This window comes from Paenibacillus sp. OK060 (assembly GCF_900101205.1).
In the GTDB taxonomy this organism is placed as follows: domain Bacteria; phylum Bacillota; class Bacilli; order Paenibacillales; family Paenibacillaceae; genus Paenibacillus; species Paenibacillus marchantiae.
In genome coordinates this window covers 270,391-293,577 of sequence record NZ_FNFR01000004.1, presented here as the reverse complement: position 1 = coordinate 293,577, position 23,187 = coordinate 270,391, and the positions used below count along the sequence as shown (strand labels likewise).

22 protein-coding genes and 1 pseudogene are annotated in these 23,187 nt (G+C 47.7%); 6 read left to right on the top strand and 17 right to left on the bottom strand.

From position 1 onward, the window contains the following. The first annotated feature begins 243 nt into the window (after positions 1-243). Complete coding sequence (locus BLS14_RS16510) at positions 244-1,302, top strand: LacI family DNA-binding transcriptional regulator (RefSeq protein ID WP_072735188.1); 1,059 nt, start codon at positions 244-246, stop codon at positions 1,300-1,302. A 112-nt stretch (positions 1,303-1,414) separates the two neighbouring features. Here BLS14_RS16510 and BLS14_RS16505 read toward each other — a convergent pair whose 3' ends face one another. The 3 genes from BLS14_RS16505 to BLS14_RS16495 all read right to left on the bottom strand — a co-directional run bounded on the left by BLS14_RS16505 (position 1,415) and on the right by BLS14_RS16495 (position 4,284). Next, positions 1,415-3,016, bottom strand: a complete 1,602-nt coding sequence (locus BLS14_RS16505) for a DUF4179 domain-containing protein (RefSeq protein ID WP_090952981.1) — start codon at positions 3,014-3,016, stop codon at positions 1,415-1,417. Continuing rightward, positions 2,997-3,569, bottom strand: a complete 573-nt coding sequence (locus BLS14_RS16500; RefSeq protein ID WP_090952979.1) for an RNA polymerase sigma factor — start codon at positions 3,567-3,569, stop codon at positions 2,997-2,999. Before BLS14_RS16500 ends, BLS14_RS16505 begins: the two co-directional genes overlap by 20 nt. Positions 3,570-3,768: 199 nt before the next feature. Beyond that, positions 3,769-4,284 carry a mismatch-specific DNA-glycosylase gene (locus BLS14_RS16495; protein WP_072735185.1) on the bottom strand — a complete coding sequence of 172 codons (516 nt, stop codon included), beginning with the start codon at positions 4,282-4,284 and terminating at the stop codon, positions 3,769-3,771. 120 nt (positions 4,285-4,404) lie between these two features. On the opposite strand from BLS14_RS16495, the gene BLS14_RS16490 reads away from it, so the two are divergent. Beyond that, positions 4,405-5,325: an AEC family transporter gene (locus BLS14_RS16490; protein WP_063567676.1), complete on the top strand. Its 921-nt coding sequence runs from the start codon at positions 4,405-4,407 to the stop codon at positions 5,323-5,325. Positions 5,326-5,521: 196 nt separating this feature from the next. Here BLS14_RS16490 and BLS14_RS16485 read toward each other — a convergent pair whose 3' ends face one another. The 4 genes and pseudogenes from BLS14_RS16485 to BLS14_RS16470 form a co-directional block, all read right to left on the bottom strand. Continuing rightward, on the bottom strand, positions 5,522-5,773 hold the full coding sequence (locus BLS14_RS16485) for an RNA-binding protein (protein WP_063567677.1): 252 nt from the start codon (positions 5,771-5,773) through the stop codon (positions 5,522-5,524). A 247-nt stretch (positions 5,774-6,020) separates the two neighbouring features. Further along, positions 6,021-6,272, bottom strand: a pseudogene (locus BLS14_RS16480) (polynucleotide kinase); the annotation flags it as partial. Continuing rightward, complete coding sequence (locus tag BLS14_RS16475; RefSeq protein WP_090952975.1) at positions 6,259-7,065, bottom strand: nucleotidyltransferase domain-containing protein; 807 nt, start codon at positions 7,063-7,065, stop codon at positions 6,259-6,261. The pseudogene BLS14_RS16480 and the gene BLS14_RS16475, both read right to left, overlap by 14 nt. Before the next feature lie 24 nt (positions 7,066-7,089). Next, positions 7,090-8,583, bottom strand: a complete 1,494-nt coding sequence (locus BLS14_RS16470; protein WP_090952973.1) for a TROVE domain-containing protein — start codon at positions 8,581-8,583, stop codon at positions 7,090-7,092. Positions 8,584-9,018: 435 nt separating this feature from the next. Between BLS14_RS16470 and BLS14_RS16465 the strand changes: the two genes are divergently transcribed. Together BLS14_RS16465 and BLS14_RS16460 are read left to right on the top strand one after the other, a co-directional pair. Then, complete coding sequence (locus BLS14_RS16465) at positions 9,019-10,374, top strand: helix-turn-helix transcriptional regulator (protein ID WP_090952971.1); 1,356 nt, start codon at positions 9,019-9,021, stop codon at positions 10,372-10,374. Beyond that, a complete protein-coding gene (locus BLS14_RS16460) occupies positions 10,322-11,215 on the top strand; it encodes a WYL domain-containing protein (RefSeq protein ID WP_090952969.1) in 894 nt (297 codons plus the stop codon). The genes BLS14_RS16465 and BLS14_RS16460 overlap by 53 nt, the downstream gene beginning before the upstream one ends. 151 nt (positions 11,216-11,366) lie before the next feature. Here the strand turns inward: BLS14_RS16460 and BLS14_RS16455 are convergent, their stop codons facing one another. The 6 genes from BLS14_RS16455 to BLS14_RS16430 form a co-directional block, all read right to left on the bottom strand. Further along, positions 11,367-11,864, bottom strand: a complete 498-nt coding sequence (locus BLS14_RS16455; protein WP_090807905.1) for an LURP-one-related family protein — start codon at positions 11,862-11,864, stop codon at positions 11,367-11,369. 134 nt (positions 11,865-11,998) lie between these two features. Next, positions 11,999-12,739, bottom strand: coding sequence for a hypothetical protein (locus BLS14_RS16450; protein ID WP_076290239.1), 741 nt, complete (start codon positions 12,737-12,739; stop codon positions 11,999-12,001). After that, positions 12,736-13,434, bottom strand: coding sequence for an ABC transporter ATP-binding protein (locus tag BLS14_RS16445; RefSeq protein WP_063567684.1), 699 nt, complete (start codon positions 13,432-13,434; stop codon positions 12,736-12,738). The genes BLS14_RS16450 and BLS14_RS16445 overlap by 4 nt, the downstream gene beginning before the upstream one ends. Continuing rightward, positions 13,427-13,837 carry a GntR family transcriptional regulator gene (locus tag BLS14_RS16440; protein ID WP_090807902.1) on the bottom strand — a complete coding sequence of 137 codons (411 nt, stop codon included), beginning with the start codon at positions 13,835-13,837 and terminating at the stop codon, positions 13,427-13,429. Before BLS14_RS16440 ends, BLS14_RS16445 begins: the two co-directional genes overlap by 8 nt. Positions 13,838-14,026: 189 nt before the next feature. Then, entirely contained in the window at positions 14,027-14,893 is an 867-nt protein-coding gene (locus BLS14_RS16435; protein ID WP_072735180.1) for an aldo/keto reductase, read from the bottom strand. 35 nt (positions 14,894-14,928) lie between these two features. After that, positions 14,929-15,498, bottom strand: coding sequence for an STM3941 family protein (locus BLS14_RS16430; protein WP_090952967.1), 570 nt, complete (start codon positions 15,496-15,498; stop codon positions 14,929-14,931). 343 nt (positions 15,499-15,841) lie between these two features. Between BLS14_RS16430 and BLS14_RS16425 the strand changes: the two genes are divergently transcribed. Together BLS14_RS16425 and BLS14_RS16420 are read left to right on the top strand one after the other, a co-directional pair. Beyond that, positions 15,842-17,842: a S9 family peptidase gene (locus BLS14_RS16425; RefSeq protein ID WP_090952965.1), complete on the top strand. Its 2,001-nt coding sequence runs from the start codon at positions 15,842-15,844 to the stop codon at positions 17,840-17,842. A 353-nt stretch (positions 17,843-18,195) separates the two neighbouring features. Further along, positions 18,196-19,392, top strand: coding sequence for a MalY/PatB family protein (locus BLS14_RS16420; RefSeq protein ID WP_090952963.1), 1,197 nt, complete (start codon positions 18,196-18,198; stop codon positions 19,390-19,392). A gap of 239 nt (positions 19,393-19,631) precedes the next feature. Here the strand turns inward: BLS14_RS16420 and BLS14_RS16415 are convergent, their stop codons facing one another. The 4 genes from BLS14_RS16415 to BLS14_RS16400 are packed head-to-tail and all read right to left on the bottom strand — an operon-like array spanning position 19,632 to position 23,158. Continuing rightward, the gene (locus tag BLS14_RS16415) at positions 19,632-20,234 is read right to left on the bottom strand and encodes an ABC transporter ATP-binding protein (RefSeq protein WP_090952961.1); all 603 of its coding nucleotides are present in this window, start codon (positions 20,232-20,234) and stop codon (positions 19,632-19,634) included. Beyond that, a complete protein-coding gene (locus BLS14_RS16410) occupies positions 20,224-21,180 on the bottom strand; it encodes an oligopeptide/dipeptide ABC transporter ATP-binding protein (RefSeq protein ID WP_090952959.1) in 957 nt (318 codons plus the stop codon). The genes BLS14_RS16415 and BLS14_RS16410 overlap by 11 nt, the downstream gene beginning before the upstream one ends. A 2-nt stretch (positions 21,181-21,182) precedes the next feature. After that, on the bottom strand, positions 21,183-22,166 hold the full coding sequence (locus tag BLS14_RS16405) for an ABC transporter permease (protein WP_256336511.1): 984 nt from the start codon (positions 22,164-22,166) through the stop codon (positions 21,183-21,185). Further along, complete coding sequence (locus tag BLS14_RS16400; RefSeq protein WP_090952957.1) at positions 22,163-23,158, bottom strand: ABC transporter permease; 996 nt, start codon at positions 23,156-23,158, stop codon at positions 22,163-22,165. Before BLS14_RS16400 ends, BLS14_RS16405 begins: the two co-directional genes overlap by 4 nt. Between the last annotated feature and the right edge of the window lie 29 nt (positions 23,159-23,187).

Genomic DNA, 23,187 nt, shown 5'->3' with positions numbered 1-23,187 from the left:
GTCGTCTCCTTTGAATTGAAGTTTCCATATTTGTTTGCATCGTTTCATTCAATGATTTGTGTCGCATTGTTATTTTCGTTATGATAAATTATAATAACATTATTATTTGTAAGTGTACTGTGCCGGAAGATGATCGTCAATTCATAACGGATGGTATATTAAAAAATAAATTGGATCATATCTTGTAGATTGAAATGGCTCGTTGGATTTATGCAAATTGTTTACATATGAAGGAGTAATGAAATGTCACGTAAAGTATCCATCCAGTCGCTGGCCGACCAGCTTGGATTATCCAAATATGCCGTCTCCCGTGCACTCAGTGGCAAGACTGGTGTCAGCGAAGCGACTCGCGCCCGTGTGCTGGAATTAGCCCGTGCCTTGGGATATCGCCAAAGCACCCCCGGAAGCAGCACTGTTCCAACTGCAACCAATACGGAACAATCCGAGCCCCCATTTGCTCTCATCTGCATGAATCAGCTCAACCGGGGTGAGCCCCACTATTGGCAGCGCGTCCTCTCCGGCATGATCTCTGCCTGTAATGAAAGAGGATGGCATCATGCCATTGTATCTCCCTCTCTGGGAGTCGCTGATGAACACACGCCTCCAGAACGGGCAATCGCTCCTCACTTGGATTGGGAACGTTGTGCAGGAGTCATCGCCATGGGCGCTTTCCCCCATGCAGTCCTGCAACGACTGAGCCAGACAGGCCGCCCCATTGTGCTCGTGGATCATCAGGAGCCACTCTTGAACTGTGATACCATCAGCCATGATAACCTGGAAGCAGGCATTACTGTGGCTAGATATTTAATGTCGATGCAGTGCCGCCGGATCGGTCTGATTACGGATGATGGCCGGGCTGCCAGCTTTGCGCAGCGGAAGATCGGCATCGAACTGGCTTTGAACCATTTTCACGCAGACAGCAGTCGGTTGACCACGTTCAGAGAATGGAATATTCCTTATGAGAACGGCGAATGGATTGACCAATTGGCTGCCACAATCAAAAACATGCCCGCCGACGAACGGCCTGATGCCTGGATTGGCGTAAATGATGATATCGCCTTGCAGTGGATGAATAAGTTGCAGGAAATGGGTTTCTCCACACCTGGGGATTGTCTTGTCATCGGTATCGATAATGTGCATGCCGCCGCTACATCGTCCCCGCCCCTGACCACAGTCAACCTGTGCAAAGAGGAGCTCGGTCAGCGTGCTATCGAAGCTTTGCAGCGCAGAATTGAACGTCCAGGTACACCGAAGGAAACAGTCATGTTATCCACATCCCTTATTCCACGGGAATCGGCGTAGCTCAATGTGCACAACTTAACTTTATTGAATATCAAAAAGGCCTCGCATGTTATTATGCGAGGCCTTTTATCACTATCTTGTTATTCATCCAAGCTTATTCCGTTCCGTTTCTTTATTTCAGCCAAGGCAGGCTACTGTACGACGGAAGATCTACTTCCCAATTCACATCTCGATACTCTCGATTAACTACGGTTCGTTTTAAGGTTAATTTCGTTCCATCTTCTTTGTAAAAACCACGGATGACCAATTTCAGATTGTCTGCAACGTATTCTCCGTCATTATTAGGCTGGTCTGGAAAACCGATTACTTGAACAGGATACTCTTTCCCTTCCGAATCTACGGCCACCCAGCGATCGCCATTAAAAGCATTTCGGAACTTCCCTCTTCCCTCCAGGACTAGTGAGTAGTTTTTGTCATAGGATTCCCACACCGGTTTGAAATTGAAATCAGAAAATAAAATTTCATCTCCATATTGTTCAAATTGCAGTACGTAGGTGTAAATTTCAGCATCCTTACGCATCTTTTCCAGATCCACTTCCACCGACTTCTCTCCCCACACTGGGATGGTGTAGCCTTCCAGGACAAAGCGAATCTTCTTCGCATCCACCGTAACAAAAGCAGGGTCCCATGTCTCCGATAACTTCCATGGACCACCATCCATTAATCCACTCAAATCTCGGAACCGGAACTTGGGTTGACGGGCATCTGGTCTGCTCCCGTTGAATATTCGATACTCACTCGTTTCAGGAATTTCGAGGTGATACATCAAGTCCATATCATCTGCCCAATCTTCTCCGACTTTGGCACGCAGTTTATCATCCAGACTGATGTTCATATCAAGGCGGGTCCCATTTGGCGTACGTACAAGCTGTGTCATATCTATTTTCAAACCCTCAGGAGTGGTGTAGGTATTGTTCATGGGAGCCTCAACAGCCAGTGATTTGGCTTTGGTCATATCGATGTTGAATTGAAAGCTCCAGTCAACTGTTGCGCTAGATTCCACAAATTCCTCCTTTTCGGAATTATAATAACTGGGAATCTTTAAATGACTAAGTTCCCCTCGAACAACGATTTTATCCGGAATTTCGTCCTGCAACTGGTATACAAATCTTTGATATTTTGAACTGTACAGAGTCTGATCCCCAGGCGAAGACAATGATGCAATCGAATTTCCTTTCTCATCTGTAATATGAACTCTTCCCAAATCGGGATAAACCGGATTAATCATACTGCCATCTGGTGCATTTTGCTGTAAGGTCATTACAATCTGAGAACGATCTACAAGCACATTTTCAATCTTAAGCGTGTAGCCCTGATCCTCAATGTTAATATTTGGATTAACCACTAGACCGAGTGGCTTCAAACGTTTGTAATCATCGGCATAATAGGAATACTTAAGTTCTTCTGGAACAGGTATGTTAGGTAATGGCGGGTTATTTACGGCATTCACCGTGGGTTGAGTCAATTTTTCTGTGTGATCAAAAGCAAACCAGGCCCCTCCCACAAGGATCAAAACTGCCGCCGCTACGATTCCCGTACGGCGCATCCAATGGGACTTGGAAGCCTTTTTCGTAAATGGATCCCCGTCTTCTGCACTCTCCATGGACACCCCTTCCAGCTTCCGCATGACCTCAAGCGTAAAGTCCGCATCCGGCTCCTCACAGAATAAATGCTGTTCCCACAATCGATTCTCATCATTTGGAATAGGCTTCATACGTCGATAAACCTCCTTTGCGCTCCATTTGTTTCTTCAACGTTTTCTTCCCTCGATAAAGTGCATTACGCACTTGAGCCGGACTCATGTCCGTGATATCTGCAATCTCTTCATAGCTCAGCTCATTCGTATATTTAAGCAGCAGCACAAGCCGATACGATTCCGGCAGTTGCTCCATCTGGCGATAGATTTCACGCTGCATTTCCTTATGCAGTACATGTTTCTCTGGTGTTTCACCGTTGGTCTGTTCCAAGCCCGTATGAACAGCGGTCATCATAGGTTTCTGTTGCCGCATAAAATCCCGCATCCGATTCACAGCGATGGTATATACCCAGGACGAGAAACTGCTTCCTTCCCTTCGTGTCGGAAGATAGCGGTACATCCGAAGAAACGTATCCTGAGCCAGATCCTGTGCATCCTGATGACTCGCACCCATTCCGCGCAAAATGCCGAAGACTTTATTTTTATATCGATCCACGAGCACAGCGAATAGCTGTTTGTCTCCCGCAATAATACGCTGAATGAGCTCCTCCTCTGGTATCTGTTGAGTCATGTAATCCCCCTTCTCTACAGCTTCCATGCATGGTTCTGTACTATATAGACGGAAACACTTCCTGAAACTTCTCACTTTATCCAAAAAAAAGAATTCGCGCCACCCGGTGTAAACCGGATGGGCGAACTCTGCAACCATTGAAGTTTCATTATTGCTGCGGCGCTTGCTGCCATGTGGAGTTTCTTTTTCGCTTCGTTTTTCAGTCCTCCCTGCTTTTCTCTGAGACAAAATCACTAAGCTGGGAATAGATCGCTACGATCTCGTCCATCGACATACGCACTAACCCACTGGATGACGGGGCTACAAATTCATGAATTTCCTTGACGACCGGGTCGTCCTGAAATCCCCATTCCGCTTTGGCACGCTGACTGTACTGGGTGTATACCCCTTTCCCAACAAAACAGGCGATGTCTGGTCGGTATTCCTCCAACTTTTGCCGTAAAATCTGCCGTCCCTCTGCATATTCTTCCTTTGTAATATCGTCCATACCTCTTGTCGGTCGGGCCACAATATTCGTAAATCCGTACCCCAGCTTCAGCAACTCTCCATCCTCTTGTGCATCATATAAACGAGGGGTCAATCCGGAACGTTCAAGAATGCGCCAGAAACGGTTTCCTTTATAAGCATAATGATGACCTGTCTCTCCAGAAGTGATGCTGGGGTTGAATCCAATAAATAATATCGATAAACCATAATCCAGATGATCTGGAATCATAATGAAAAGCCCCTTATCTTTTTTAGTCATTTACATCTTTCATCTGTGTATAAAATGATATAATGGTTGAAGTATTTTCGAAATCGGACTGAAATTTTCATGAAAAAGGAAGCTGAACTGATGATTGCAGACATCATGCTTGAAGTCGTCCTGCCCGTCTTTCTCCTGATTGCCGTCGGGTCCTGGATGCAAAAGGTGTTCAAGTTGGACTTGTACACCCTCGCCAAAATCAATTTCTATTGTATTACCCCCGCAGCCGTCTTTATGAGCATGTATCACTCCGATATGTCGGGGGAATTGCTCGGAACTGTCACGCTTTTTTACGCCTTATATGTACTTATTCTCTATATTGTGGGGTCTGTGTTCGCACGCTCGCTTCGCATGAACAAAGGCATGAAGGCTGCCTTCAACAACAGCATCATGCTGGACAACGCAGGCAATTATGGTCTGCCCATCAACTCCCTGGTATTTCGTGGTGATCCGCTGGCCTCTTCCATCCAGGCACTGGTCATGTCTTTACAGGCATTGCTGACATTTACCTATGGTGTGCTGTCCATTCAGGGTGCGAAGCTCAAAGGCAATTACCGTGCGGTAATCATTGGATTTCTAAAAATGCCCGTTCCTTATGCACTGTTGCTCGGTATTTTGTTTCATATGGGGAATATTCCATTGCCCACTTTCCTGTCTATGCCACTGACTTACGCGCAGCAAAGTATGGTCGCTGTAGCATTGTTGACACTTGGCGCCCAAATTGTGAAATATCCAATCCGCCTGTATCGTCTTGATGTGTATATTAGCACATTTCTGCGTTTGCTGATTGGCCCGGCCATCGGGATTTCGATTGTATTGCTGCTCGGTTTGCAAGGTATCGCCGCTCAGGCTCTTATTATCGCATCCGGTATGCCTACTGGAGTCAATGCGTCCATTCTGGCCGAGGAATACGATAACGAGCCAGACTTTGCGGCCCAGACAGTTTTGATCTCGACGCTGCTTAACATCATTACGATTACCGCACTGATTTCCTTTGCGAAGACGTTCTGATACCATATTTTAAAAAATGTCCAGTTCACTTTCCTCCAAGGAGCAGTGAACTTTTTGGTTATGCGGATATGGATGATATAACAGCTCAACTAAAAAAAGTCCAACGCATCCATATTCCGGATGCACTTGGACCTCTTTTGTTATCTTCATATGCCATCTGATCAAGTCTGTTGTTCGACTTACCAGCCTTAAAAAACTAAGATTCACATGTCGTCCGTTCAGGGAACTTACCGCCTTCTCTGAACAAACATCGAACCAGTCGCTGTGCGGCCCGATTGAAATAAAAACTCGGACTGACACCCTCGACCTGAACAGGTTCCAGTTCTTTCACACTTTCCTTGACCTTATTCATTTCAATGAGTCCCATCTTCCGCTCATTCGGTCCGAATCGATAAATAACCTTTTCATCGTCTTCCGTCTGTTTCACCAACAGAATCATTGACGCCATACAGGTTACCCCCTATCGTTACGTTGTGAGATTCCAATGACCACTTGCTTACTATTAATTATTACCCAGAATGGATTGGAAACATATAGGGCTTTAGTTATTTATATTAACCTTAAAAATCCTAATTTTAATTATCTCGAATGAAATATTTTGACGAAAAATAAACAAAAACAGGCTTGGATATACCAAACCTGCCCTATTACCTTGCATCCAAAGGAATCAGAAGTCTCATGCTTCACCGATTCTATTACAAACGTGGGTCCACCGGTTCAGACTCCAAAGCCAATGTTGCGAGCACACATTCATGCACTCTTTCCACAGGCTCCATGCGCACAAAACGCTCGATTCCCTCCATGCCCAAGGCACTTTCCATCAGAGCGTGGCGCTCTTTTTTGGACGTTTTGCGTTTGCTGAGCCGGGACAAATTGTCCGGTGCGAGGTAATCCATACCATAAATGATGTGCAAATACGCATGACCTCGTACTTTAATCGCAGGTTGCCGCCCACACCTCTTGCAGCGCAAAACGGAAGATCTGGTCCAGTTCTTCATATTGAATAATCTGTTCATTTTCCATCTGGCCGGCCAGTCTGTCAAAATGCTCGATCTTCTCCGCTAAGAAAGTCTGTATTGCTGGCAACTGCGGCTCCAGATCCAGTTCCTCGCCCGCCTTTTTCCGGCGTAGTAACTCATGAATCTCCGTATACAGCGGTGTAGTCTCAGGAACAAGCTCTTGCACCAGCTCTTCGAAGGCCATCGGCGGCATCGCATCATAACGTTCGATCCAGCCACAGGCCAGCAGTGGGCGCAGCACATAGAAATACTTTTTGATCTTCACCTGCTCACCCTGCAGATAATCCCGGAAGTTTCCCTTCGCCATATTCAGATAATGGTACATACAGGACTTTGGCGAGAAGGTCAAAGGCGAAAGTGCACGAATATGCTCTGCCACGCTGTACGGTTCGTCATACTGAATCGGGGATTGCAGCCACTCCAGTAGCGGTGGATTCGACTTGCGAAACAGCTTCAAGGCTTTGCGCAAATCCCAACCATTCATATCGAGCTGATCACTGATTGGGCGTTCGATAACATCCCTTTTATCCTCAATGGACAAGTACCATTCAAGTGGTCTCACATACAGAAAACGAACATCGTAATCGCTGTCCTGTGAAGGAAATCCCCATGCCCGGCTGCCCGATTCACAGGCATAGATGATCCGCACCTGCTCCTCCTCTTCAATCTGCTTCAGTTGCTGTCTAATCGTATCTCTCATTTCTTCATGAACATGAGTCATCTCTGTGGCCTCCACATTTCCAATTTAAATCTCTATCTCTCTCACCCGGTTTGCAAGTGTATCATATCCCGCTATAGTCTCAGCAATATACGTCAGTACCGTTTCACTCCACCCATAGATATAAAAGGTTTTGCCATCCCGTGGCGGTACCATTGCCTGCTGATAAGGTGCAATATCCACAATAAATGCCTTTAGCTCCGGATTCATCATCCGTCGATAACGTTCAAGCTCAGCATATAACGGACTGCCTTCATTCTGCTGTTCATCGGTGATCATAATGATCTGATCCACTTTTTCTCCGATATCCCGAAGCTCTCGTACAGGCCGTCCCGTGTCGGTTCCACCTTGTGCGCGAATCCGGTGAGCTTGGGAAAGGATGCTTTCATCCATCTTGGGACGAGCATCCTCAACCATATGGTCGAATAACCAGAACAGCGAGTTGCCTCGTGTTTGTTTATATAGCGCCAGTGCCAGCACCGATCCAATTCGCAAATAATCCCCTTGCATGGAACCGGAGCGGTCCAAGAAAATGGCGGTTCTTCCCGGCAACGATGGCAGGTTGCCAATCGATAGCTCCACCGCTTCCCGCAAAGCATAGCGCAGCTCTTCTCTTGCGATCATTTCATACGCACTGGCGAATCGAAAAGGTAAGATGCGCGATTTACGCAGGGCTTCCGCATCCGTTAGACGGCCCGTTACGTAATCGATATTTTTCGATTTCTCAAACACTCCCGCCCGATCCATTGCATTCAGATGACGTAACAATGCAAAGGTCGGCATCTGGGACATTAACGCCTCCCATACCGTACGTGTCGGCTGCATGATCGATGTGACCACCGAATACGGCAGTTTGCCTTTTTCGATCAGATGCATCCGACTTGCCGGATTTGGGGTAGCCTTCAGCTTTTCCAGCGCCTGCAACTGCGGCAGGTCCGTAAGATCCACCTCATGTCCTCGCAAATAACGGAACAAGGCTTGTTGCTTCATATCTGTTGGCTTGGGGTGTGCTGTAGCGATCATATCGCCCAGACTGTATCCTCGCCCTCGCCCGTTGTATTTGATCGCCCAATATTCAGTGATGCCGTTCAAAAATTGACTCACCTGGCGCTTCACCGCTCGACCGCCCTGCCCCCGACCCGTTCCTCTTAGAATCGTCAGAAAATCAGCCAAGTCAGCCGGTGTCTGTACAACCTTGGAGAATACCTTCGCAAACTGATCCGGGTCCACCTTAGACAGCAGTGCCAACCCGTATAGAGGCTGTAACCGCATCAAACCTTCATTACGAGCATAGACCAGCGCCCGCGCCATAAACCCTGCATCGACCTCAGCCATCTCCTGATGACTGACCATCGCATCATCCATCAGTTGCTGTGTATCTGCATAAAACGTATTGTTCAATGTATTGGTCATCAACAACTGTATATATTGTTCCTCCACCAATCGGTCATAGGCTCCGTAGCCCCCATGATTACGTGTCGTTGGCTGAGGTTGGTTAAATAATTGTTTTGCTCTGCTCATCACTCATGACCTCCCGGTGTGAGTCTATTTACTGATATTCCATAATAAAATGTTCCGAGGAAAAAGGTGGGAAGGTATAATACCCGCTCTACCGCTGAGCTACACCGCCATGAACGGCGGCGATTGGATTCGAACCAACGACCTGGTCGATTAACAGTCGAAGTAACCCTCCCTGGCGCCTCGGAACCTTGATCCGCAGAGTTTGTTGCTGTCCCGCTTCACAACCTTATTATGCCTCACACGTCTGCACGCGAACATGGCGAAAGTATGGCGACCTCCATAAGTTTAAAATGAAACCAGCCACTCATCCTGATACAATGTAGGGATATAGTAAATGGGAAGATCACGAATGTTTCTATATATCGCAGAATTGTTCTGCCAACATAGTCATCCACTATATCCGCCTGACTCCAGGCCACCAAGGAGTGAATATTCATGGCTAAAGAAAGCTTTGACAAAGAAATTCAATTTCTGCGCATGTTGTCCCTGACAAGTGGTGCGTACAACCGTAAACAGTATGCCGAACGACTCGGCATCTCCGTACATACTTTTGATAAAACCCAACGCAGATTAAAAGAAATCATGCAGACCGTCGCTGACCAACGCTCAGGCTCGGAACCAAACAAAGAAATGGCGGACCTTGTTCGCTTCCAGTACGGAGAATCTGCTGAGCCTATGCTGCTCTTCCTCTTTCGAGCCAAGTCGATGAAAGAGACTGAAGTGCAGCGACTTTCTGTCCTTTTGCATACCCTGCAAGATCAAGCTTTAACCGCAATGGAATTACTGGATGCCTGCTGCGCTGAACTTCCAGAGGAACTGGCGCTGCCTGACGAAAAGACCATTCGCTCCGATCTGAAGTATCTGGAAGAAGTGGGGGTGATCCGCAAGGAACCTGGCGGCAGGCCATATCGTTACCTTTTGCAGCAGGACGTACTTACGGGTCTATCCGTGGAAGAACAGTTGGAGTTGTATGATTTTGTGGATATTATGGCAAACACTCAGGTTCCGTCCGTACAAGGCTATATATTGCGGGACAGTCTCAAAAAGGCCATTGCCGCAAGTTATCCGCAGGAAGAAGCCACCGAGCCATTCATATATAAATACCACTATTATTCACGCATTCTGGACGAAGCACATCTGTACACTCTGCTTAGTGCGATTCGCCAACGAAAACATGTGCAGTTTCTGTATTATTCACCCAAAAAACCGTCCAGCTACAGCTCGCAGAATACGAATCCACGCTTTGAACGGGAAGCAGGCGGACGATCCAACCGGATCGTACCACTTGAAGTGGTCTATGACCATCAGTATGGCCGCTGGTATGTCATTGGATATCAGGGACGCCGTGGCTTTGTGAAATTCCGGATGGAAGGCATTACACAGCTGGAGGAACAGGATTCGATTGAAGAAGAATATATGCTCGAATTGAAGCAACAGTGGGCCGAGATCAGCCGCTACAGCTGGCTGGTGGATACGGGAAACACCGTGACGGTTCAAGCCCGATTTTTCCATCCTCAGGACGGCCAGCGTAACTTCATTCTGGATCGGGTTCGTTTGCAAGGCCAATGGGGAACGATTACGCCCGAAACGGAACATACCTTCCTCTATGAAATCCAGGTCAACGGTATCACCGAGATTAAGCCGTGGCTTCGGAGTTTTGGCTCAAGCTGTGAGGTGATCGCTCCACAGAGGCTGCGTCAGGAGATGATTAAGGAATGGAAGGAGATTGCGCAATATTATGAATCTGTTCGAGAAGATGTTCAACTACCAGATGATGACGAGATTGAATGAAACCGGACTATTCACCTGGACATCCCAGGAACGGGCCTGGCTGCGCATGATGCTGAATCACCCTGCCGCACCAGAAGCGCTGCACCCTGACACGTTGCACAAAATGCATGACATGCTGGATGCAGAGCAGGATCTGGACCTTCAGGATTACCTGACCGAAAAAGCCAAAAGTGAAGAAAACAGTGTCTTTCATCCGCTGCTCAAACCATTACGGCAGATGATTTTGCATCATCAGGGGTTTCGCTTGACAGGGCGTGTACGCAATGGACGAATCAGCCAGGATCAGTTTGGATACCCCTACAAGCTCGAATATTCCATGGTCAAAAAAGAATGGTACGTACTCTGGTATGCTCCACTCTACAGCAAACTGATGTCCACCAAGCTGCACAGCATCATTACCGCGGAAGCTCAGCCGCTTCAACCGGAAACTGCTTCTCAATATGCTGCCAAAATCGCGATTTTAACGGAAAACCGGAAGACGACTGTAATGATCGAAGTGCTGCCGGAGTTCAATCAGGAGTTGTCCCGAATTCTGTATGCCTTTTCCTGCTTCGAGAAGCAGGTGGAATTTGTGGAAGCCCAACAGACGTACCGCATTGAACTGACCATCCCGCGGAATGAGATGGATTATGTGCTGTCCAAAATGCGTTTTCTGGGCAAAAGGGTACGGATTGCAGACAATGCTGCGCTTCGAGAGCGAATGTCCGAGACAGCCGCCAAAGTATTGGCACGCTATGCGGAAACCGAACTTGAAGCACTGCCTGAACGGACTTCTGGAGGAGTGCGCAGCCACACCATTGAAAAGCCTTTCGCCAATGCAGACGGCAGTGATTCTGCATAGCTCTTGTTAGTTGTGATTCGTTAAACGTCCAACTTATGCATAGGGGGACAAATAGCGTGTGTTCGTTTCATTAGAATAATATAATACAAAAAGGGCTGTCCCCCGTTATGCTAACGACCTAAGGGACAGCCTCTTTGTTCATATGTTTTCTCTACGCGCCACTACCGGCAGCCGAGTTCCTTCTTTTATTAATCGCATGCACACCCATCACAACCGCTATCAATTCATACGTATCCAGATGTTCTGATTGGTTGTCTAACACAAATGTGCCTGAACCGAACCAGCCACTTGTACGCCTGAAGCTTGCCACAACTTTACCGCCCATCCCGGTGATATCATATTCATGTGAAAACGCCGGAGCGGAGACATCATACACACCACGCGGTCCTGCATCGTACTCATACTTCTTACTGAAGAAACTGATCCTCGCCCGTAAGACACCCCATTCCCTTCCATCGGCTGAGGTTACATCCCAACGGTTACTTAACATGCGGAATTTACCACTGCAAATGAGTCCCGAGTTATCGAATACATCAAGCGATGAACCAAAGGCACTTTTCAAATCGAGATGACCTGCCTGTTCCTGTTCATGGTTCATAATCTCGGTGTACCCTGCATTAAAGAAATTATCTCTGAAATAGAGTTCCATGAAACCCCTCCCTTACAAGAAATAAACCTTCTCCTTTATTGTAAAACGACATATATCCCTATTTACGTATAAGAAATGGGAATTGCTTCAAATAAAAAATCTGCCAGCTAAATTGCAGCTGACAGAATCTTATCTTAAACTTCAACTTTTTTATTATTCAGATACACAGCAACACCAACCAAAATCACAGCCACGATGATTTCAAAAATAATACTGGCCCATGTTCCATCTGACCATGTAATCCGATTGGACGTAAAGGAGAGCGCTGTGCTTTCTTCAGTGAAATGAAATAATTCGTTCGAATTAAAACGACCCGAGAAGATGATATTCTCCAGCCAGCTAATGACATTGACTAGTACGAAAAATGCGACAATACTGATCCACGGTCCTGTTTTAAAGCGGAAGCTGCCTCCGATAGAAATGGAGAGGAAGATGATTATGATGCTGAACATAGCCACCCACCAGAGAAACAGCAACACATTAAGAATCTCCGAAACATGAATACCCGAATCGTTAATGTAGCTGGTAAAGTTAATCCCTGTATGCGTGGTACTGTAAATAAAGTAGTGAATGGCAGCAACAACCATTAAGCCCAGCCAGCAGAGTGTTCCGAATATGATCGGAGACAAGACGTGAGACAGCCCTGTTACCGGCACAAGACGGCGGTTGAACGAACGGATATTGGATCGGTATGTCTTGATCATTTTCACATAAATAGCCACACCTGCTCCGACATATGCAATGACACCTACAACACTCCCTGTTACTTCAGAAAAAAACAATGCCAGCCCAATCTGAACGATAATCAATACGGCTAGCCCAGCCAACAATGTATTCCAATTCCTTCTAAAGTCATACTTCAGCAGTGTCATCATTCCGCATAGACCTCCTTGAACATTTCATCCACACTTTTACCGTACTTGAGACGCAGTGTCTCCACTTCTTCCCGCATTACCAATTCCCCTTCACGGATGAAGATCACTTCATCAAAAATTCGTTCAATATCCGTTACGAGATGTGTAGAGATGATCAGACTGCTGTCTTCGTCATAGAACTTCACAATCGCATCCAGAATTTTGCCACGTGCAACCGGGTCTACCCCGCCAATCGGTTCATCGAGCAGATAAAGACGAGCTTTACGGGAAAGAGCCAGTGTTAATTGCAGTCGTTCATTCATACCTTTCGACAGATGTCTTACCTTATCTCCCTCTCCAAGCTTCATGAAATCAAGCATCTCTCTCGCTTTCTCTTGATCAAAATCAGCGTAGAAATCGCGGTAATACGCAATCGCGTCCCGTACCTTCATCCAACTCTCGGTTAATGGGCGGTCCGGCATAAAGGATACCAGCGACTTCGTTTCCAAACCTACTGCTTTTCCCGTAACACGAACATCTCCACTGCTAGGGTGCAGAAGCCCTGCAACCAGCTTCATCAAAGTACTTTTACCGCTGCCGTTACTGCCCAGCAGACCTACAATTCGGCCTGGTGCGATATCAAGCGTGATGTCATGAAGTGCTTTCTTGCCGCCATACGTTTTGCTCACATGGTTCAGCTCAAGAATATTACTCATTCACTGTTCCTCCTATTCCATCGCGATGCAGTGATTGCTTTCCTTCCGCAACGGCAACAGCGACGATATTTACGATATCCTGTTCTTCGATGCCCAGCTCCTGCATTCCTGTCAGAAAACGCTCCAGCAATTCACCAGCCATCTCTTTTTTGATCGTCATAATTTTCGACTCCTCACTTGTCACGTATCGGCCCAGACCTCGCTTGGTTTCAACCACTTCTTCCCGCTCCAACTCCTGAAATGTTCGCTGTACTGTATTAGGATTGATCTGTAATTCGGCCGCGAGCTCACGAACCGAAGGGATTTTATCGCCTGCCTTAAGTGTCCCGGTCACAATCTGTCTTTTGATGTACTGCATAATCTGCAGGTAGATTGGCAAGTTGTTGTCAAATTCGATGCTCACAATGTCCTCGCTCCTCTCTGTATCTGTGTGTTAGTTACATAGTACACTAGTGATTTGTTGTTGTAAAGCCCATTTATTTAAAATAGCTCCAAATGCAAAAAAAAGAACAGATCCTCAGATCTGCTCTTATTACTCTTGATTCTTCCAATTACGGTCATTGTATGATGTAATCGATCTTACAAGAAGTTACTATACGATATCCAAAGGCACTTTACCCTTAGGTGCAGGGAATGCCTCATTCAACCGAACAACTTCATCTTGAGTCAAAATAACGTCCATCGCCGCAGCATTTTCTGCAACATGATTCAGCTGTACAGCTTTCGGGATCGCCAGTATGTCTCCATCCCTGATAACCCAGGATAACGCAATTTGCGAAGGACTGACTCCTCGATCCTTGGCAATCTCACGGATGACTGAATGCTCCAACAATTCTTTACGAAGCCTGCCACCTTGGGCCAGCGGACAATAGGCCATAACAGGAATACGGCGTTCCCTCAACCAGGGAAGAAGCTCGTATTCAATACCACGAGAAGCTGCATGATACAGCACCTGATTCACTGCACAATGCTGACCAGCTGGAATGTTCCATAGCTCCTGCATGTCCTCTGTATCCAGATTCGAAACACCCCAGCGCAGAATTTTGCCTGATTGTTTCAACTGTTCCAGAGCTTCAACCGTCTCTTCCAACGGCACACCTCCACGCCAGTGCAGCAGATACAGATCCAAGCGATCTGTACCCAGACGCGAAAGGCTGCGCTCACAAGCGGTAATCATCTGCTTCCGATCCGCATGATGAGGATACACCTTGGATACCAGGAATACATCATCACGACAGTCTTTTATCGCCTCACCAGTGACCTCTTCCGCCCCGCCTTCAGCATACATCTCAGCCGTATCTATTACTGTCATTCCACGTTCAATACCATAACGCAGTGCCTGAACTTCTTCTCTCCGACTGGATTGCTTCTCACCCATATACCATGTTCCCTGTCCGATTGCAGGCAGTGTTGTCCCATCGGGTAGCTGGATCGTACGCGTCTGATTTCCTTGTTGCATCTGTACTCCTCCAATCTGACAATATTCCTCATTATCTATTCATTATTAAACAGATCAAAGCTACTCCCTTCACTCGCCCTTTCATTCGATCGCTTCCAACGCTCCACCATCATGATATACAACTGATCCAGTGGTAACTTGAGGCTGTTCTGGGCAATGCTTACCGTAGCATCGACTATGCTGCTGTTTACCGTCATTAATTTGCGCTTCATCCCATTCTGACGATCCAGAAACGCTTTCTCGTCCCACAATTTAACCCCAATCATCTTCTGTCCCATGAATTCATACATAAAAATATTCTCAACATCTTTCCAGGCAATTAACCCTCCTGATGTGTAAGAAGATGAATCCACAAACCCATGTTCATCGACAACAAAGGAAGGTTCCTTCTTAATCATCTTCACCAGGCTGTAGCAGAGACAAAGCCCAAAAAATATAATGGAGAACAAGCCTATAACGGAAGAAATGGCAGATCCCTTGGCTGAAGAACCATCAAACATCAAAAAAAATCCGGCTGCTACAAAAAGTGCCGCCCCCACTGTAAGCCATGCCATTCGCTTCCGGCTCGGGTATTCCACGTGCTGTTGATCATAGGATGTGGACAAAGTGATGCTCCTCCTTCATGGTGACTGAGACAAGAATGATCTATATAAACGGGGTACAGCTCATTAAATGAGCTGAATTTCCAAATATACCTAAATATCATTGTTCATTAAACAGATTCAACTGACAATAAACATCATTTTCAGACAGCTTTTCGTCCATTTCATGACTATTCAACATTAGGATTCGTCATGCTTCCAATAATTCCTTTCAGGCACAGGCGATATTGTTAAGAAATAGGAGTACGTTCGTTCAGAATCGTGTTGTCCTGCCTCATGCTTTCCGTTAATATAAATGGAAAGGTTAGGAAATTAAAACAATCTGATCGTGGTGGGAGGACAAACAATGAATAGTCTGCGCGGCATAACATCGGAAGATCTTTTTCAGATTACATGGGTTAATGATCCAACTCCGTCTCCTCAGGGCGGACAACTGGTATATGTAAGTCGGAAAACAAACGAAGCACGAGACGGTTATTCTTCTCACCTGAGACTCCTTAACCTGGAGAACCAGAAGGACAGAGCTTTCACATCCGGAGATAAGGATCACGCTCCTGCTTGGTCGCCGGATGGTTCACAGCTTGCTTTTTTACGAGAACATGAAGGCAAAACACAAGTGTGGCTGATCGCCTCAGATGGTGGAGAAGCACAGCAAGTCAGCCATTTAAAGCATGGTGTTAGCTCCCTGCTCTGGTCACCGGATGGGCTCACTTTGCTTGTTAAATCATCTGTGGACATGAGTGAAAAAGACGAAGATGAAACTGAAGACATAGATAAAAAACTGCTGCAAGAACTTGTCGTGGATCGAATTCGAATGAAATCTGACAGCGGTGGATTGTGGAACGGTCGACGAACCCATCTCTTCCGTGTTCCAACTGAAGGCGGAGAAGCGATCCCTGTAACTACAGGCCATTATGACGTCGGGGACTATGCGTGGTCGCCGGATGGAGAGTCCATTGCCTGGATCGCTCAGTTTCCGGAAGAAGGCGAGCAGCATAACGATTACACCCTGACAAACCATGTGTATCGTGCCAAGGCTGACGGATCTGACGTGCAGCAGTTGACTCCGGAAGGATACTCTTTCGGCCGGCTGTCGTACGCACCTGATGGACAATCCCTTGCACTGCTTGCCAGCGACCGTTCCTATGGAAATGCTACGTTGGTCAAGCTCTATACCCTTCCGATCTCAGGCGGCCAACCTGTATGTCTGAGCAAGGATTGGGATGTACAGATCAATCATAGCCTCGTTGGTGATATGCGCTCACACTTAACTAATACGGGCCCGGTATTCAGTCGTGATGGTTCATCCATTCTCTGTCTTGTTACTATTGAAGGTAGCGTCCGGATTGCCCGATTCGCACGTGATGGCAGTCATGCCGAATACATCTTGCCGGACGAGAAAGAGTTCTATCAGTTTGCTGAGCTGGAAAATGGACAGATTGTGGCAGGCGTAGCAGACGTACTTCGTCCTGGTGATCTCTTTCTATATACTCAACCTGATGAAGTTGGGGCCGTGCCTATACAATTGACCCATAGCAATCCTCAACTGGATGAAGAAATCCAACTTAGCACACCCGAGACCTTCTGGTTCGATTCCTCTGATGGCCTGCGACTGCAAGGCTGGATGCTGAAACCGGCTGGTATGGTGGAAGGAGTCAAAGTCCCAACCATCCTTGAAATTCACGGCGGTCCACATATGATGTATGGCTTTACGTTTATGCATGAGTTCCAAATCCTCGCAGCACAGGGCTATGCTGTTGTATATATTAATCCAAGAGGTGGGCTCGGATACGGGCAGCAATTCGTGAATGCCTGCCGGGGTGACTATGGCGGTGGGGATTATCGTGATCTGATGGAAGCCATGGATTATGCGGTTTCCCGATATCCGTTTATCGACGAGTCCCGTCTGGGCGTCACTGGCGGCAGCTATGGTGGCTTCATGACTAACTGGATTGTTGGACATACTGACCGTTTCAAGGCAGCCGTCACTCAGCGCTCCATCTCTAACTGGCTCTCGTTCTACGGAGTCAGTGATATTGGATTCTTTTTCACGGAAGACCAGATTGGCGGTAATGCATGGGATGACACCGAGAAGTTATGGAAACATTCTCCGCTTGCATATGTGGGTAATGTCAGCACGCCGCTGCTGATTTTGCATGGTGAGCAGGATCTGCGTTGTCCGATTGAACAAGCTGAACAACTATATGTTGCCTTGAAGCGACGCAAACAGACCACTCGGTTCGTTCGTTTCCCGGGAGCCAATCACGAGTTGTCCCGCGGAGGTCACCCGCACTTACGGGTACGTCGTCTGGAGCATATTGCTGGATGGTTTAACGAGCACTTGTAACGCCATAATAAGATCATATTTATGAAATAAAAGATAAATATTCTTCCTCCTGCTCTTCATGTCTGCCTGAGCGAGAAGAATTCAGGATCAGCAAAAAAGCCACCAGTGGAAGCGGTCATATCATGGACCTTCCCTGGTGGTTTTTACTGTTTGGACGTTTGGAAATAGGGTATATACTGCGTCACTGTCCATACTCACACTCGAATCATTGTTATTACATGAATATATTCCTGGATGCAGCTCTATATAAAATGGAATCCATCCGCTGTTACAAGTTGCGAAATCACCAAATTTATTAGATAATAATCTGTCGATTGTAGTCGAAGGAACGGATTTCAAGGGGGATTTAAGCAATGAGCAAGAACAATAATCATACATTTGACGAGCCGATTAATCGGCTCTCCACGGGATCAGAGAAATGGGATGCGCTTGAGGAGATTTTTGGTGTTGCGGATGCACTCCCCATGTGGGTTGCTGATATGGATTTCGCCGCTCCGCCGTCGGTCATTCAAGCGTTGAAGACTCGAATGGAACATGGAATTTTTGGCTATACGGTGCGAACAGATGCGTATCACGCTGCGCTATCGGGATGGATGGAGCGCCGTCACAACTGGAGTATTAACAATGAATGGGTTGTATTCACCCCAGGTATTGTGCCTGCACTCAGCATTGCTGTACAACGGTTCACCGAACCGGGAGATGCAGTAGTAATTCAGACTCCGGTATATGCACCCTTCTATGATGTGGTACGTGGTCAAAACAGAGAACTGATGACTAATCCGTTGGTGGAGAACGATGGACATTACTCCATGGATTTGGAACATCTGGAATCCTACCTGAAGACGGGTCGGGTCAAAATGTTAATTCTGTGCAGTCCTCACAACCCGGTTGGACGGGTATGGACTCATGAAGAACTTCAAAGCCTTGCTGCACTTTGCGTGCAATATAATGTAATTATCGTTTCGGATGAGATTCATGCCGATCTGGTACACCAACGCGGCGCGCATACTCCATTGGCCCTTATTTCTGAAGCTGTCGCTGAACTCAGCATCATCTGTACAGCACCAAGCAAAACGTTCAACATACCAGGTCTCTGCACCTCCAATATCATCATTCCAAACGCCAAGCTGCGGGAATCATTCACGCAAGGCGTGAAAACAATGGGACTTGCCAACATCAGCACGCTGGGAGCAGTAGCAGCCGAATCGGCCTACAACGGCGCTGAAGAATGGCTGGATGACTGTCTTGCCTATATCCGCGGAAATATGGAATACGTGCAGCAGTATGTCGCAGAGCATATGCCGCAAATCGGAATCCAACTTCCAGAAGCGACTTACCTGCTGTGGATGGATTTCCGAAAGTTGAATATTCCACATGCGCAGCTGTGTACTATGCTGCTCAAGGAAGCGGGACTCGCCTTCAATGATGGAAGTATCTTCGGAGCAGAAGGCACAGGATTCATGCGCATAAATTTGGCCTGCCCACGTTCAACAGTGGAAGAAGCCATGCGCAGATTGTCTGTGTTAATGGGCAGGCTGTCGACCAAGTAAGTTGAAATACGTTAAAGTAAATTAAAGACGCTAACGAATCGGGCATATAAGGTGTCTATGATTCGTTCCAACACCGAAAGTGTAGAATTCCGTCTAATAGCGTGCGCTAGTTTCGTTAAAGCATTGGTTTCTTTAAAATTGCAAAAAGGGGCTGTCCCCGTAGTCATATCCATGATTAATGTTCATGATGGACTACTCGGACACCCCTTTTATATTGGAAAACGGTTTATACCCGTAAGCTATGAAATTGGCATCTGCACAATCCGATCACATAACCTGTCCAGCAACTCCCAATCATGGCTGATGATCAACAGTCCCAGGTTGCGCTGACGCGCGATATTCATCACGGTATGCCAGATCTGTGCCTGTGTGATCGCATCCAGCATGGTGGTCATCTCATCAGCGATCACGTAACGAGTTGCTGTGCCGAGTGCACGTGCAACGCAGAATCGTTGCAATTCTCCGCCTGACAACTCACCGGGCCTTCGATCCAGCCAATTCGTCTGGATACCCAAGTCATTGAGCAGCTCCTGATCCTCGATCATGGCTTCCTTCAAGACACGGCGCATTCGCCAGCGTGGATTCACCGCTTTCTCCGGATGCTGGAATACAAGTTGGACCGGACAGGCTCCGGTTTTGGGCAGCGGTTTCCCATCCAGCAGCACTTGACCTGCCAACGGTTCCACATATCCTGCAAGAATACGCCCAATACTTGTTTTTCCACAACCACTGGGTCCCCACAAGCCAACGGCCTCTCCCTGCTGTACTTTCATACTTATATCCTGAAATACCCAAGCGCCTTTGCCATAACGATACCCTGCATCACTAACCTCAAGTGGCATGGATGCACCTCACTTCCCCGCCTCGGACCTTGCGCAGCTCAGGACGTTCGTTCGTGCAAGCCATGGTCGCTCCAATGCAACGTGGTGCAAATGAGCATCCTTCTACCTGCTGCCGACCTGCTGCAGGCTGGGTACCAGACAAATGTTGAAAATCATTTTGCGGCAATGCATTCCAGAGCGCCTTCGTGTATGGATGTCTTAATCTTTCGCCCTTTCCCGTAAAATCACAAACCTGCGCCGTCTCCACATTGGAGCCTGCGTAAAATACGGATATGCGGTCTGCTGCCGTCAAAGCAGTCGTAATATCATGGGTAATCCAAAGGATGCCGACGCCTTCATTGGCCAGTTGACGAAAATGCTTCATCGTTTCAGCCAGCACTTCGGAATGAATGCCAGGTGTGGGCTCATCTGCAATAATGAGTTTCGGATCACCGGAGGTGGCCGTTGCCATCAATACCCGCCGAGCCATACCACCTGACAGCTCAAACGGATATTTTCCCGACGTGCCTTGTGGCAATCCATAACGTCCCGTCAGTTCCTGCTCTGCCTTTTGCATCGTGGATCGGAGCGTCGATCCGTGCTTACGCCCTGTCTTTTGGCTTACAGGTTGAACCTGCCTGCCTACCTTTAATAACGGGTCCAAATAACTGACCGATTGGGGAATGTACACCATTTTATCTCCACGCAGATGAAGCTGCCGGTCCATGGTCAAGGGTTCGCCTGCATAGCTAATCCGGCCTTCTATCGTCGCATTGGCAGGAAGAATGCCCATGATCGCCTGCGCCAACACACTTTTGCCTGATCCACTTGCCCCTACAACGGCGACAATCTCCCCTTCATTGACAGACAGATTCAGATCCTGAATAACTTGGGTCTCCTCGTGCCCAAACCATCCCCGAGCACGCCGGAACGAAACCGATACTTCCTCCACTTCAAGAAGCGCCATGTCTACACCACCTCCCTTGAACTGCCGGTTCCCGTTAATGTCTTCAGACTACCGCCCAACACATCAAACGCACGAACAACCATCAACAATGCAAGACCTGGGAAAAAAGCCAACCACCACATCCCTGCAGATAAATATCTCATCGACTCTGATAAAATAATACCGATCGCTGGCTGCTGCGGTGACAGCCCCAGCCCCAGAAACGTAATCGCTGCCTCATGCAGAATGGCATGAGGGAAGATCAGCAGCACTCCCACGAATAGCTGCGGGATCAGATGAGGCAGCATGTGCTGCACCGCAATACGAATTCGCGAATGACCCAATCTGCGTGAGATGTGAATATACTCTGCTGATCTCAACTGAATCATCTCTGCCCGTACAATCCGGGCCAGATTCGGCCAATGGGTCAGGGCAATGGCTAACGCCACCCCAGGCAAACCTCCACCGAACACAAAAGCTAGCATCACCAGCGATACCAGGTGAGGAACACTCAGGAAGAGGTCAATGATCCATGAAATGACCCTGTCCGCAGCTTTCCCTGAAGCAGCAGCAAGACCCAGCAATAGCGCGATAAGTCCGCCGCCACAAGCCGCGAGTAACCCCACCTGAATGCTCGTTGCCAATCCTTTCAATGTGCGCAAGAACATATCTCGTCCCAGCCAATCCGTACCGAAAGGATGCGCCCAAGCCGGAGCCAGATTCCGATCCATCAAGGAGGTCAGCGTCGATTCAGCGGGCAGCAGTCTGCCTGTCAGCCACACGGTTGCAATCCATGTCACACCCAGGCCACCCCAGATTATCGCCCATTTGCGCGGATTACGGAAACGAGAATTACTGCCACCTGAATAACCTTTCCCACCATGAGTACGTGGATGTACTGACCTCCAATTTCTCTTGTTCCCCGCCTCACTTTCGGGAGAGTTAACTTTCGGATGCTGTGCAGTCTGAGCCGCAGGCCGGGAGGGACGTTCCAATGTCTGTTTCATCCTATAGCCTCCTCCTTCATGCGCGGATCAATAATACGGTATAGAATGTCGGCAATCATATTGCCTGTAAACACAAAGATCGCACTGCACAACACAAGTCCAAGCAGCAGCGGCACATCACCGCGCAATCCAGCCTGGACTGTTGCTTGCCCCAATCCGGGATAGGAAAACACTTGCTCCGCGAGCACAGCTCCACCGAACAATTCACTAAATGAAGCAAATTGCAGCGTCAAAGCTGGCAGTACCACATGCCTGAACCCATGACGACGAAACAGTTGAATACCTCGCTCACCTCGTGCCCTCGCAAAAAGAATATAATCCGAGTCCAGCACATCCAAAAGCTTCTGCCGGGTATGTAAGGCAATAGCGGCTACGCCCGTCAGACTCAACGTCAGCGCAGGCAGAATCATGTGCATGGCCCGATCTCCCCATGTCACTTGATCTGCTGCCATGCCCGCAGGTACACCAAGTCCGATTGGCAGCCAGCCAAGCCATACACCGAATACCATGAGCAGTAACAGCGCGATCCAGAATACCGGTGTGGAAGCCAGTGTGTAACAGTACCAACAGATCAGACGATCCAGCCGCGAATCCCGCCTCATGGCAGCAGCGACACCCAGACCGAATCCAATCAGACCGGATAACACCCATGCCACCGCCATAAGAGCGACAGAATTCATGAATCGTTCATGGATGATGTCCGCAACCGGCTGTCTATAGATCATCGATGTTCCCAGATCGCCCTGAACTAGTGCCTGCCCCCAAGAAAACAGCCGTTCTACGGGTGAATCATTGAGTCCCCAACGTTCTTCAATAAGACTGCGTTGTTCTGCGCTCACCCTGATCATATCTCCACCTATGTAAGCCTCCACCGGGTCCACTGGAGAGAACTGCATTAATATAAAAGACACCACACTGACTCCTGCCAGCAAAGATAACAGCCGCAGCATTTTAAATCCGACAAATCTGGCCCATCCCATCCTGTCCTCCATCCAATCTCTCCCCAATTCAGGCTAAAGCT

Excerpts from the sequence above, each read along its gene's own strand:
- BLS14_RS16510 (WP_072735188.1), top strand. The coding sequence starts at position 244 with ATGTCACGTAAAGTATCCATCCAGTCGCTGGCCGACCAGCTTGGATTA.
- BLS14_RS16505 (WP_090952981.1), bottom strand. The coding sequence starts at position 3,016 with ATGAAGCCTATTCCAAATGATGAGAATCGATTGTGGGAACAGCATTTA.
- BLS14_RS16500 (WP_090952979.1), bottom strand. The coding sequence starts at position 3,569 with ATGACTCAACAGATACCAGAGGAGGAGCTCATTCAGCGTATTATTGCG.
- BLS14_RS16495 (WP_072735185.1), bottom strand. The coding sequence starts at position 4,284 with ATGATTCCAGATCATCTGGATTATGGTTTATCGATATTATTTATTGGA.
- BLS14_RS16490 (WP_063567676.1), top strand. The coding sequence starts at position 4,405 with ATGATTGCAGACATCATGCTTGAAGTCGTCCTGCCCGTCTTTCTCCTG.
- BLS14_RS16485 (WP_063567677.1), bottom strand. The coding sequence starts at position 5,773 with ATGGCGTCAATGATTCTGTTGGTGAAACAGACGGAAGACGATGAAAAG.
- BLS14_RS16475 (WP_090952975.1), bottom strand. The coding sequence starts at position 7,065 with ATGACTCATGTTCATGAAGAAATGAGAGATACGATTAGACAGCAACTG.
- BLS14_RS16470 (WP_090952973.1), bottom strand. The coding sequence starts at position 8,583 with ATGAGCAGAGCAAAACAATTATTTAACCAACCTCAGCCAACGACACGT.
- BLS14_RS16465 (WP_090952971.1), top strand. The coding sequence starts at position 9,019 with ATGGCTAAAGAAAGCTTTGACAAAGAAATTCAATTTCTGCGCATGTTG.
- BLS14_RS16460 (WP_090952969.1), top strand. The coding sequence starts at position 10,322 with ATGAATCTGTTCGAGAAGATGTTCAACTACCAGATGATGACGAGATTG.
- BLS14_RS16455 (WP_090807905.1), bottom strand. The coding sequence starts at position 11,864 with ATGGAACTCTATTTCAGAGATAATTTCTTTAATGCAGGGTACACCGAG.
- BLS14_RS16450 (WP_076290239.1), bottom strand. The coding sequence starts at position 12,739 with ATGATGACACTGCTGAAGTATGACTTTAGAAGGAATTGGAATACATTG.
- BLS14_RS16445 (WP_063567684.1), bottom strand. The coding sequence starts at position 13,434 with ATGAGTAATATTCTTGAGCTGAACCATGTGAGCAAAACGTATGGCGGC.
- BLS14_RS16435 (WP_072735180.1), bottom strand. The coding sequence starts at position 14,893 with ATGCAACAAGGAAATCAGACGCGTACGATCCAGCTACCCGATGGGACA.
- BLS14_RS16425 (WP_090952965.1), top strand. The coding sequence starts at position 15,842 with ATGAATAGTCTGCGCGGCATAACATCGGAAGATCTTTTTCAGATTACA.
- BLS14_RS16420 (WP_090952963.1), top strand. The coding sequence starts at position 18,196 with ATGAGCAAGAACAATAATCATACATTTGACGAGCCGATTAATCGGCTC.
- BLS14_RS16415 (WP_090952961.1), bottom strand. The coding sequence starts at position 20,234 with ATGCCACTTGAGGTTAGTGATGCAGGGTATCGTTATGGCAAAGGCGCT.
- BLS14_RS16410 (WP_090952959.1), bottom strand. The coding sequence starts at position 21,180 with ATGGCGCTTCTTGAAGTGGAGGAAGTATCGGTTTCGTTCCGGCGTGCT.
- BLS14_RS16405 (WP_256336511.1), bottom strand. The coding sequence starts at position 22,166 with ATGAAACAGACATTGGAACGTCCCTCCCGGCCTGCGGCTCAGACTGCA.
- BLS14_RS16400 (WP_090952957.1), bottom strand. The coding sequence starts at position 23,158 with ATGGAGGACAGGATGGGATGGGCCAGATTTGTCGGATTTAAAATGCTG.